The 10515-nt window shown below is 65.8% G+C and carries 10 protein-coding genes and 1 riboswitch; of the genes, 4 read left to right on the top strand and 6 right to left on the bottom strand.

Features of this window, described 5'->3' with window-relative positions:
• Positions 1 to 32: 32 nt before the first annotated feature.
• From ABFX29_RS14920 to ABFX29_RS14910, 3 genes are all read right to left on the bottom strand, one after another.
• Positions 33 to 938 carry a GNAT family N-acetyltransferase gene (locus ABFX29_RS14920; RefSeq protein WP_152228555.1) on the bottom strand — a complete coding sequence of 302 codons (906 nt, stop codon included), beginning with the start codon at positions 936 to 938 and terminating at the stop codon, positions 33 to 35.
• The gene (locus ABFX29_RS14915) at positions 938 to 2326 is read right to left on the bottom strand and encodes a glycine--tRNA ligase (protein WP_152228556.1); all 1389 of its coding nucleotides are present in this window, start codon (positions 2324 to 2326) and stop codon (positions 938 to 940) included. Before ABFX29_RS14915 ends, ABFX29_RS14920 begins: the two co-directional genes overlap by 1 nt.
• A gap of 157 nt (positions 2327 to 2483) precedes the next feature.
• Positions 2484 to 3470: a DMT family transporter gene (locus ABFX29_RS14910; protein WP_152228557.1), complete on the bottom strand. Its 987-nt coding sequence runs from the start codon at positions 3468 to 3470 to the stop codon at positions 2484 to 2486.
• A 112-nt stretch (positions 3471 to 3582) separates the two neighbouring features.
• Here ABFX29_RS14910 and ABFX29_RS14905 point away from each other — a divergent pair, with 112 nt between their 5' ends.
• The gene (locus ABFX29_RS14905; RefSeq protein ID WP_152228558.1) at positions 3583 to 3813 is read left to right on the top strand and encodes an RNA-binding S4 domain-containing protein; all 231 of its coding nucleotides are present in this window, start codon (positions 3583 to 3585) and stop codon (positions 3811 to 3813) included.
• A gap of 3 nt (positions 3814 to 3816) precedes the next feature.
• On the opposite strand, the gene ABFX29_RS14900 is transcribed toward ABFX29_RS14905, so the two are convergent.
• Positions 3817 to 4470 (bottom strand): alpha/beta hydrolase, encoded by a 654-nt coding sequence (locus tag ABFX29_RS14900; RefSeq protein ID WP_152228559.1) that lies wholly within the window; start codon positions 4468 to 4470, stop codon positions 3817 to 3819.
• 136 nt (positions 4471 to 4606) lie between these two features.
• On the opposite strand from ABFX29_RS14900, the gene ABFX29_RS14895 reads away from it, so the two are divergent.
• Complete coding sequence (locus tag ABFX29_RS14895) at positions 4607 to 5476, top strand: SGNH/GDSL hydrolase family protein (protein ID WP_152228789.1); 870 nt, start codon at positions 4607 to 4609, stop codon at positions 5474 to 5476.
• A 141-nt stretch (positions 5477 to 5617) separates the two neighbouring features.
• On the opposite strand, the gene metX is transcribed toward ABFX29_RS14895, so the two are convergent.
• The gene (gene metX, locus ABFX29_RS14890; RefSeq protein WP_152228560.1) at positions 5618 to 6754 is read right to left on the bottom strand and encodes a homoserine O-acetyltransferase MetX; all 1137 of its coding nucleotides are present in this window, start codon (positions 6752 to 6754) and stop codon (positions 5618 to 5620) included.
• Complete coding sequence (locus tag ABFX29_RS14885) at positions 6751 to 8067, bottom strand: bifunctional o-acetylhomoserine/o-acetylserine sulfhydrylase (RefSeq protein WP_152228561.1); 1317 nt, start codon at positions 8065 to 8067, stop codon at positions 6751 to 6753. The genes metX and ABFX29_RS14885 overlap by 4 nt, the downstream gene beginning before the upstream one ends.
• A 65-nt stretch (positions 8068 to 8132) precedes the next feature.
• Positions 8133 to 8249: riboswitch (SAM riboswitch) on the bottom strand.
• A gap of 124 nt (positions 8250 to 8373) precedes the next feature.
• Here ABFX29_RS14885 and ABFX29_RS14880 point away from each other — a divergent pair.
• Both ABFX29_RS14880 and ABFX29_RS14875 read left to right on the top strand, forming a co-directional pair.
• Positions 8374 to 9015, top strand: a complete 642-nt coding sequence (locus ABFX29_RS14880; protein ID WP_152228562.1) for a VOC family protein — start codon at positions 8374 to 8376, stop codon at positions 9013 to 9015.
• 862 nt (positions 9016 to 9877) lie between these two features.
• Positions 9878 to 10426 carry a hypothetical protein gene (locus tag ABFX29_RS14875; protein WP_346038502.1) on the top strand — a complete coding sequence of 183 codons (549 nt, stop codon included), beginning with the start codon at positions 9878 to 9880 and terminating at the stop codon, positions 10424 to 10426.
• Positions 10427 to 10515 lie beyond the last annotated feature (89 nt).

Genomic DNA, 10515 nt, shown 5'->3' with positions numbered 1-10515 from the left:
GGCGCCGTCGTTATTGGCGGTGAAACGCAGGGCTAGCTGGACAGGATCAGCGTGTCCGGCCCGTCCTGCCGGGCGGCGCCGGCTGCCAGCAGGCGGTCCAGCACTTTGACCAGCGCGGTCATCGAGTCATCCACTTCCAGCTGCACGGGGTACTGGTAGGCCAGCATGGCCAGCAGTGATTCAACCGCTGCTTCCGCTTCGGTCTCCTCCAGCGCGGTATCCCAGCCCAGCAGCACATCCGCCGGCGCGTCGGTCCGCTCGGAGGTATAGCTCACCGCAAACGCGGCAATCTTCCCGCCTTCATGCTTCGGCTTGTCCCTGAGCACCACGGCACCGGACGCACCGGTGGCCTCATGCAGCAGCATCTGCTGGGCGCGGCCGATTCCCATGTCCGCACGGTCCCAGTCGTGGACAGCGTTGTAGAAGTCGGCGACGGCGCGGGTCAGTTCCACCGATCCGGTGGCCGCTTCCTCCAGCTGCGGTCCGTGGTCCTCGAAGACAGGCAGCTTGAGCTTGCCCGGTTCAACGATCACCGCACGGGAACGCTGGATGGGCTCCATCCCGGCGGCGGCAGCAAACGCCGCACCCGGGGTATCCGGAGATACCTTGGCACGGAGCTTCGTGACGCCCGACGGCGCGTTCTCGGCTTCCTTGCGCAGCATGCCCAGCAGCGTGGAGCCCAGGCCGGCACGCCGGTTGTCCCGGGCCACCTCGATGTACGCCCACAGCCGGTCCGGGTGCAGGCTGGTCTCATAGACCACCCCGGCAGCCACCGGCACGCCGTCGTCCTCCGCCACGATGCAGCGGCTCCACGGTTCGTTGGCCGAAGGCCGCAGGACTGAGCGGAAGTGCGCAGCTTCACCGGTCTCCGGGTCGCCCCAGAGCTGGATCAGGGCAAGGTCGTCGTCCTCGCGCCATTCGCGGAAAGAGATTGCCATTACGCGCCGATCAGCCGTTCGGCCAGGTAACCCTGGACCTTGTCCAGGCTCACGCGCTCCTGGGCCATGGAGTCACGCTCACGCACGGTCACTGCCTGGTCTTCGAGCGTGTCGAAGTCCACGGTGATGCAGAACGGGGTGCCGATCTCGTCCTGGCGGCGGTAGCGGCGGCCAATGGCGCCGGCGTCGTCGAAGTCGATGTTCCAGTTCCGGCGCAGCTGGGCGGCCAGTTCCTTGGCCTTCGGGGACAGGTCCTCGTTGCGGCTCAGCGGCAGCACGGCTGCCTTGACCGGGGCCAGGCGCGGATCCAGGCGCAGCACGGTGCGCTTGTCCACGCCGCCCTTGGCGTTGGGGGCCTCGTCCTCGGTGTAGGCGTCCACCAGGAACGCCATGAAGGAACGGGTCAGGCCGGCCGCGGGCTCGATCACGTACGGGGTGAACCGCTCATTGGTGGCCTGGTTGAAGTAGCTCAGGTCGGTGCCGGAATGCTTGGAGTGCGTGCCCAGGTCAAAGTCGGTGCGGTTGGCGATACCTTCCAGCTCGCCCCATTCCGAACCCTGGAACCCGAAGCGGTACTCAATGTCCGTGGTGCCCTTGGAATAGTGGCTGAGCTTCTCCAGCGGATGCTCGAACAGGCGCAGGTTCTCCGGGTCGATGCCCAGGTCCGTGTACCAGTTCTTGCGGGTTTCGATCCAGTACTTGTGCCATTCCTCGTCCGTGCCGGGCTCGACGAAGAATTCCATCTCCATCTGCTCGAACTCCCGGGTACGGAAAATGAAGTTGCCCGGGGTGATCTCGTTGCGGAAGCTCTTGCCGATCTGGCCGATGCCGAACGGCGGCTTCTTGCGGGAGGTGGTGAGCACGTTGTTGAAGTTCACGAAGATGCCCTGGGCCGTTTCGGGACGCAGGTAGTGCATGCCTTCTTCGCTGGCCACCGGACCCAGGTAGGTCTTGAGCAGGCCGGAGAATTCCTGCGGCTCGGTCCACTGGCCCTTGGTGCCGCAGTTGGCGCAGGCAATGTCCGCCAGGCCGTTTTCCGGGGCGCGGCCCTTCTTCTCCTCGAATTCCTCTTCGAGGTGGTCCGCCCGGTAGCGCTTGTGGCAGCTCAGGCACTCGACCAGCGGATCGGAGAACACCTCCACGTGGCCCGAGGCTTCCCAGACCTGGCGCGGCAGGATGACTGCGGAGTCCAGACCCACGACGTCGTCGCGGCCGCGGACCATGGACTGCCACCACTGCTTCTTGATGTTTTCCTTCAGCTCTACGCCGAGGGGCCCGTAATCCCAGGCGGAACGCGAACCACCGTAGATCTCACCCGACTGGAAGACGAAGCCCCTGCGCTTGGCCAGGGAGATGATCGGATCCAGTTTGGATTTGGTCGAAGCCATGTGAATGGTACCGCCGTTCTTTCTGCTCACGCAGGCCGCTGGGTGCGGTCCGCTTTCGATCCCTTGCGGCCTCGTTTCCCGGCGCGGAAGTGCGCGGGTGCGGGCCGGAGGGCAAAACCTATAGATACCAGCTTAAGGTCACGGCGGCGAAAGCCGGCTACCGGTTGCCTCGGCGCTGCCAGGGGCGGAATCCGGGCATGTTCCAGGGCAGGGTCGCGATGACGATCGCGGCGAGGGTCAGGACGGTGCCCAGCACCGTTGCTGCTACCACCACGGAGCCCGGGGCGGGGAGGAAAATGTCCAGCAGCAGGGACCCGACCAGCTGTCCGCCGATCAGGCCCAGGCTGGTCAGCAGGACGCCGAGTGTCTTGACCAGCATGGCGCTGACCCCAATGAAGATGCACCCCATCACCCCGCCAAGGTAGTACCACCAGGTGTCCGGCAGCGGGTTGCCGAATCCGGACACGGCCACCTTGACCAGCCACACCACCAGCAGGGCAGCGAATCCGGACACGAAGTTCATCAGCGTTGCGGTGATCGGGGTTCCGTAGTGCATGCCCGTTGTGCCGTTCATGGCCTGCTGGAAGCTCATGGCCATGCCGGCGCTCAGCGGCAGCAGCACGGTCAGCAGCCAGTCGGTGCCTCCCCCGCTGCCGGAGAGTTTGGGACTCACGGCCCAGGCGACGGCGGCGATGGTCAGCACGGCGCCCACTACGCGCATGATGGTCAGCGTTTTCTTTCCGCCCGGGCCAATGCCCATCCGGTCCACCACCAGCCCGGTCAGGGTTTGGCCGGCAACGGTGGCGACCGTGAACACGGCAACGCCCAGCACGGCGATGGTCAGGGTCTGCGTGAGCACGAACCAGGCGCCGATCACGCCGGCCAGGATGTAGATCCGCGGAAAGCGCCGCTCCCGCAGTGCGGGCATTATCTGGCCGAACCCGGCCCGTCCGCGCGGCAGGAGCGCGGTCACGAGGATCATGACGGTCAGCCCGACGCCGAAGCTCACCAGCGCGGCGGCGAGGGAGTCGTCCAGGGCTTCGCCGAGGGCACCGTTAATGCGGGACTGGGCAGGAATCGCCACCCCGGAGGCAAGGGCAAGGGGAAGACCGACGGCGGCGGGGATACGGGCAGGCTGTGGCACCGTTTCACATTACTCCCGCTGTGGGGCGTTCCCGGTTCCGCGCCGTCCCTGTGCTGCCTGCGGCAGCCGGCGCCGTGCCGGCGTCGTGCGCTTTCTCCGGCAGAATAGGTTCATGAGCTCAACCGATCCCCAGGACCTGCCCATCCGTGACGACATGATCCGCCTTGGCCAGGCACTGAAACTCGCCAGCCTTGCCGAGGACGGCATCGAGGCCAAGGAACTGATCGAAAACGGCCTGGTGAAGGTCAATGGCGAAATCGAGGAGCGCCGCGGCCGGCAGCTGCACGCTGGAGACACCATCGAGGTGAACAGCCAGGCCGTGCGGATCGTCTCCGGCAGCTAGGCCTTACCGGGAGCCGAGGACCGTGTGGGTGAGGAACTCCCGCACGTGCCCCAGTTCCTGCATGTTGATGCTGTGCCCCATGCCGGCATAGAGCACCTTCGTCATCTTGGTGTGGCCGTTCAGCCAGGCATGGGTGTATTCAATGCGCTCGGCGTCGATGACGGGATCAGCCTGGTCCCGGCCCCAGAAGAAGGGCACCTTCAGCGCTGCCAGTTCCTCGTCGTGGAAGAAGCCGTTCCCTTCGGCAGGCACCACAAAACCGGAGAGCCCGACGACGGCGGCAAACTCCTCGGGCCGGTGCCGCATGAGGGTGCTGGCCACCGCCATGCCCATGGAAAAGCCGAGCAGGGAAACGCTGCTGTGCTGTTCCTTCACGCCGTCCAGCCAGTCCGAAACGTCCTGGACGGCGGCAACCACCCGGTCCACCGAGTAATCCGGTTCATGCATCAGCGGGAACCAGGAGTAACCCGGACCCAGCGCCTGGGGTGCGCGGACGGAAGCGACGGTGAACTCCTGCGGCAGGTACTGTGCCAGCCCCATGAGGTCTTCCTCGTTGGCCAGATAACCGTGAAAGAGCACCAGCAGCGGCGTTCCGGCCCGCTCTTCTTCAGGCTTGGAGAAGAGCACAACGGGGTTCCAGGGAGAGATTTCAGTCATAAAACCCATTCTGGCATGCGGCCGATCCAACCTACGGTCGCGTAGCCAGGCCCAAAGGGGCAATCATGGTTCGGTGACCGAAAATGCTCAGCACCCCTCTGTACCATCCGAACCGCAGACCGGCACCGATCCGGCCGTGCAGGCCGCCCCGCCGCAGGGGCACCCGGATCATCCCTTCAACCGGTACGTGGCGCTGGGCGACTCGTTCACGGAAGGGATCGGCGACCCCAGCCCGGAGAGCCCCGGCGGCCACCGCGGGTGGGCCGACCGCCTGGCGGAGGAACTCGCCGCCGGGCATGATGACTTCGCCTACGCGAACCTGGCCATCCGCGGACGGCTGCTGAACCAGATCGTTGCCGAGCAGGTTCAGCCCGCCATCGACCTGAAGCCGGACCTGGTGACCATCTGCGCCGGCGGCAACGACGTCATCCGCCCCGGCGGGGACCCTGACCGGCTCGCCGAAACCATGGATGCCACCATCGCGCGGCTGCGGGAAACCGGTGCCACAGTGGTGCTCTTCACCGGTCCGGATATCGGGGCCACACCGGTGCTGGGCAGCGTCCGCGGGCGGGTAGCCATTTACAACGAGAACCTGCGCACGGTGGCCATGCGGCACGACGCCGTCATCGCAGACATGTGGGCGCTGCGGGAGCTGAGCAACCAGCAGATGTGGGCACCGGACCGGCTGCACTTCTCCCCCATGGGGCACCAGACCATCGCGGCCATGGTGCTCGAAACGCTTGGCGTCCCGCACACCCTGGAACCGGCGCGGGTGAAGGAACTGCCGGCCAAGACCTGGCGGACGGCGCGCTCCGAGGACCTGTTCTGGGCCCGCGAGTACCTGATGCCGTGGGTGATGCGGCGGGTCCGCAGGCGCTCCTCCGGGGACGGTATCTCGCCAAAGCGGCCGGACGCCGGACCGTATTTCGGCAAGCGGATGCCGCAGGGATCCTCCGAGGCTGCCGGGACTGAAGCTGCGGCGGCAGCGCCGGCCAGCCGGGACTAGCCTGCTCCGGGCTTCTCACGGGCCGGGCCTGCGTGCCCGGGGCCGGGCGGCCGCAGCGGGTTCCTCCGGCGCGCTGTGCATCTCCCTCTGGTGCCGTGCGGGTCTCTGGTGCCGTGCCGGTCTCTGGTGCCTTGCGGGCGCCTAGGCGAAGAAGTCCTGCCGCAGAACGTCCTGAAGCTGGAGCACGTCGGTGAGGAACCCGTCGTGGCCAATGGGCGCGCTGATCAGGTGCACGCGGTTCTCGCCGGGAAGGGCGGCCGCCAGTTCGTAGGACTGTTCCGGGAAGTACAGCCGGTCCGAGTCCACGGCTGCCACAAGGAACTCGGCCTGGGCAGCGGCGAGCGCATCTTTCAGGCTGCCCCTGCCCCGGGTGACGTCGTGGCTCATCAGTGCCTCGGTGAGGATGACGTAGCTGTTGGCGTCGAACCGGCCGGCAAGTTTTTCTCCCTGATGGTCCAGGTAGCTCTCCACCTGGTAGCGGCCGCGTTCTGCCGGCAGGGCCGCGCCCAGCGGGTCCTCCCCCGGCTGCGGCGTCCGTCCGAACCGGTACTGCAGCTCAGCCTCGGACCGGTAGGTAATGTGCGCAATCCGCCGGGCCAGGCCCAGTCCGGCCAGCGGGGCACGGCCGTTGTAGTAGTCCCCGCCGTTGTAATCCGGATCCAGGCGGATGGCCGCCACCTGGGCCTGGGCAAAGGCGATCTGCTCACCGGTGCTTGCCGCCGTCGCCGCTATCACTGCGCACCGGGCCACCCGCTCCGGCTCCGTGACGGCCCATTCAAGTGCCCGCGCGCCGCCCAGGGATCCTCCCAGCACTGTGTGCCAGCGGCGGATTCCCAACTGGTCGGCCAGGCGCGCTTCGGCGTGCACGGAATCCCGGATGGTCACGAACGGGAAGCGAGAACCCCACGGAAGTCCTTCCGGGTCCGCCGACGCCGGGCCCGTGGAGCCGTAACAGCCGCCGACCATGTTGATGGAAACGACGTAGAACCTGTTGGTGTCGATGGTCCGGCCCGGACCCACCAGCCCGTCCCACCAACCCGGTTCGTCCGTGCTGCCCTGCGCTACGTGGGTGCTCCCCGTCAGGGCATGCGGAACCAGGACGGCGTTGGACGCGTCGGCGTTCAGCTCGCCCCACGTCTCATAGCCCAGCACTACGTCTGGAAGGACGCCGCCGGTTTCAAGTTCAAGGTCACCGATCGGGGCGTACTGCAGCACCCCGTCAAGGACGCGGACGGGGTGCTGTGGTGCAGGAGGATACGTGGTCACGCTGTACTTCATGCTCCCTTTGCAGCGCGGAAACCGGCATCGAGGTCCGCGATGATGTCGTCAATGTGTTCCAGCCCCACGGACAGGCGTACCAGTCCCGGGCTGACGCCGGCCGCTGCCTGTGCCTCGGCGCCCAGCTGGCTGTGCGTCGTCGACGCCGGGTGGATCACCAGGGAGCGCACGTCACCCACGTTCGCCACATGGGAGTGCAGCTCGAGACCGTCCACGAAGCGCTTGCCTGCTTCCACTCCGCCCTCGATTTCGAAGGACACAATCGCCCCGGTTCCGCGCGGCCCGTACTTCTGTCCGCGCTCAAACCAGGGGCTCGACTCAAGGCCTGCGTACGCAACCGAGATGACGTCGTCGTGCGCTTCAAGCCAGCGCGCCACCGCGACGGCGTTTTCGACGTGCCGCTCCACGCGCAGGCTGAGGGTCTCCAGGCCCTGGGCGAGGAGGAACGCGTTGAACGGGGACAGCGCCGAGCCGAGGTCACGGAGCAGCTGGACCCGGGCCTTGAGGATGTAGGCCAGGTTCGCCCCGAGAACGCCGTTGGCACCGAGGTCGCGGGCGTACACCAGGCCGTTGTAGCTCTCGTCAGGGGTATTGAAGCCCGGGAATTTCTCCGGATCGGCCCCGAAGTCGAAGTTGCCGGAATCCACGATCACCCCGGCGATCACCGTGCCGTGCCCGCCCAGGTACTTGGTGGCCGAATGCACCACGATGTCCGCACCCCATTCGATGGGCCGGATCAGGTACGGCGTGGAGAGGGTGTTGTCCACGATCAGCGGGATGCCCGCCTCATGGGCGACGGCGGATATTCCCTCGATGTCCAGGACGTCCTGGCGGGGGTTGGAGACAACTTCGCCGAAGAAGGCCTTGGTATTGGGGCGGACAGCTTCGCGCCACTGGTCCAGGTTGTCCGGATCGGCGACGAAACTGACGTCGATCCCGAACTTCTTAAAGGTGTGCTTGAAAAGGTTGTAGGTGCCGCCGTACAGGCTGGGGCTAGCCACAATGTGGTCGCCGGCCTGGGCAAGGTTCAGGATGGCGTACGTTTCGGCTGCCTGGCCCGAAGCGAGCAGCAGTGCTCCGAGGCCGCCTTCCAGGGACGCGATACGGTTCTCCACCGCTTCCTGGGTGGGGTTGCCGATCCGGGTGTAGATCGGTTCCAGTTCGGCCAGCGCGAACCTGTTAGCTGCCGCTTCGGCGCTGGGAAAGACGAAGGAGGAGGTTTGGTAGATGGGCAGGGCGCGGGCGCCGGTAACGGCGTCGGGCTCCTGACCTGCATGGATCTGGCGTGTTTCGAAGGACCAGTTGGCAGACATTGTGCTCCCTTTATGACCAGGGGCCCCACAGGGTCTGAGCCGGAATACACCGGAGCGACACGTGTGGCCCGCGCTTGCCGGTACGCCTGATTGCGTACGGCCAGGTCTTCACCCGGGGCACCCCACCGCGGTTGGAGGGTTGCCGGCCAGCAAGCCGGGGCTATCTGCTGGCACTCATGACCTGTACCTATAGAACCAACGGCGGGGCAGTTGCGCAACCCATATGACGCAGCGTGAAAGTTGTCCATTACGCCGCTTAGGGTTGCCTTAGTCGAGACACAGGTCACAACGTGCCAAGATGTTCGCATGCGCCTGGATCACGTCTCTTACGCCTGCGAATCCGACGGCCTGCTGGCCACTACGGAACGCATTGCTGCTGCCCTGGGAACCGACTTCGTCAAAGGCGGAGTCCATCCCCGTTTCGGTACCCGCAACATGATCCTCCCGCTGGCGAACCACCAGTATGTTGAGGTTGTTGAAGTACTGAACCACCCTGCCTCGGACAAGGCTCCCTTTGGACAGGCCGTCCGTGCACGCTCCGAAGCCGGCGGCGGCTGGATGGGCTGGTGTGTTGCCGTTGAGGACCTTGCTCCCTTCGAAGAACGCCTTGGCCGCTCCTCCGTCCCCGGCAACCGCAAGTTCCCCGACGGACAGGAACTCACGTGGAGGCAGATCGGCATCAACGGCCTGATCGCTGACCCGCAGGTTCCCTACATGCTGCGCTGGGACGAGGACAAGGCCGACCTCCACCCGTCCCGTGCCCTCGACGGCGCCGTCTCGCTGCAGTCACTCACCATCGCCGGTTCCGCCGAGCGCGTGACCGAATGGCTGGGCATGCCCGTCGAGAAGCCGCTGGAGTCCGTGGACGTCACCTGGGTCTCTCCCAAGGGCACCCCGGGCATCATGTCCGTCACCTTTGCCACTGAAAAGGGTCTCGTCGAGATCTAGTTCTGCTTCCGGTTCGAGAAAACGCTCCGGTTTGTGACAATCTCTCCGGTGCGCCGGGGGCGATTGGTCCCGAACCGGAGCGTTTTCCACATTGCGGGGAGGGCTTGGGTGGGTTCCCTCCACTTGGGGACATCCCTGCCGGTTTGGGACACACCTCCGACCCCGATTCCTCCACTTCGGGACATCCCTGCCGGTTTGGGACAATCCTGCGCGGCGCCACGGCAGGAAAGTCCCAGACTGGCGGGCAAGTCCCCAAGTGGAGGGTTTTCGGCGCGGCACAGCTGAGAGGACGTGTACCGGCACTTCCCCGAAGGAGCTTTCAGCCCCACGGCGGGAGTACCCTCCAGGCAGGGCAGAGTACCTCGCAGACGCGGCGGGCTTCCATGCAGGATTTCGCCGGTTCTCCACAAATTGTCTTCCCGGATGCCGGGCCCGGCTGACAAGCCGCAGAGTGGTCCCCATGTCGACCACATTCTTGTTCGCGGCTGAGGCCGACCTGGACGGAACGAGCCGCCGGGATCTGGCACGCAAATGCTCTATGGGGAAACTCGTTCGGCTCAGACGCGGTATCTACATCCATGCTGAGGAATGGCAGAGGCTCGCTCCCTGGGAGCGGGAACGCGTGCGGCTTGCAGCGGTCGCGGGTGACCAGGCATCCGGAAGAGTCGTGATTCAACAGTCAGCTGCCAGAGTGTGGCGCATACCCGTAATCGGCCGTTCAACCGGATTCATGCTGCTGGCATCCGATGCGACACATGGACGCTCCCGCGGCGATCTACGCTGGGCAGAACGCCGCCTCCTTGAACCTGTGGCCGTTGTTGACGGTATCTCGGTAACATCCCGCGCCCAGACCGTCCTCGACATGTCTGCATACCTGCCCTTCGAACAGGCCGTACCAGCCATGGACCACGTGCTTCGAACCGACCACGGCCAGAAACTGCCTGCGCTGGAGAAGTCGGACCTTCGGCGCCTTGCACGCCAATATGTCTCTCTCACCAAGCAGACGCGGGCCCTGCGGGTCATCGACTTCGCCGACGCCCGCTCGGAATCCCCCGGCGAGTCCTATTCCCGGGCACTCATGTACCGGCACGGCCTGCCGATTCCGGATCTGCAGCGCGAGTTCCACGGACCCGACGGACGCCTGCTTGGCCGGACCGATTTCTACTGGGAAGAGGGAAACCTGGTCGGCGAATTCGACGGCGCCGTGAAGTACGGCCCTGTCACGAATGGCAGTCATCAGGCAGGACGGGACGCACTCATCCAAGAGAAGCGCCGGGAAGACAGAATCCGCGCCACCGGGGTCGGATTCGTTCGGTGGACCTGGTCCGAAACCGCCCGGGACGCCGCCCACCCTGACGGACTGGTGCAGCTGTTGGTCGGGTCAGGCCTGCGGAGACGGCGGCGTCGCTAATCCTGCTGCCGGTTCGCAGTTCTGCTGCCAGTTCTAACCGGGAGCAGAACTGCTAAACGGTCGATTTTCCGAAAACCGGCAGCAGATTG

Origin of the sequence: Arthrobacter gandavensis (genome assembly GCF_039528575.1) — a bacterium.
GTDB classification, from domain to species: Bacteria; Actinomycetota; Actinomycetes; order Actinomycetales; family Micrococcaceae; genus Arthrobacter_B; species Arthrobacter_B citreus_B.
Note: the sequence above shows the minus strand (reverse complement) of the source record. Positions and strands in the feature narration are given on the sequence as shown.

Coding starts and splice junctions, on each gene's coding strand:
- ABFX29_RS14920 (WP_152228555.1), bottom strand. CDS start 938: ATGGCAATCTCTTTCCGCGAATGGCGCGAGGACGACGACCTTGCCCTG.
- ABFX29_RS14915 (WP_152228556.1), bottom strand. CDS start 2,326: ATGGCTTCGACCAAATCCAAACTGGATCCGATCATCTCCCTGGCCAAG.
- ABFX29_RS14905 (WP_152228558.1), top strand. CDS start 3,583: ATGAGCTCAACCGATCCCCAGGACCTGCCCATCCGTGACGACATGATC.
- ABFX29_RS14900 (WP_152228559.1), bottom strand. CDS start 4,470: ATGACTGAAATCTCTCCCTGGAACCCCGTTGTGCTCTTCTCCAAGCCT.
- metX (WP_152228560.1), bottom strand. CDS start 6,754: ATGAAGTACAGCGTGACCACGTATCCTCCTGCACCACAGCACCCCGTC.
- ABFX29_RS14885 (WP_152228561.1), bottom strand. CDS start 8,067: ATGTCTGCCAACTGGTCCTTCGAAACACGCCAGATCCATGCAGGTCAG.
- ABFX29_RS14880 (WP_152228562.1), top strand. CDS start 8,374: ATGCGCCTGGATCACGTCTCTTACGCCTGCGAATCCGACGGCCTGCTG.
- ABFX29_RS14875 (WP_346038502.1), top strand. CDS start 9,878: ATGTCTGCATACCTGCCCTTCGAACAGGCCGTACCAGCCATGGACCAC.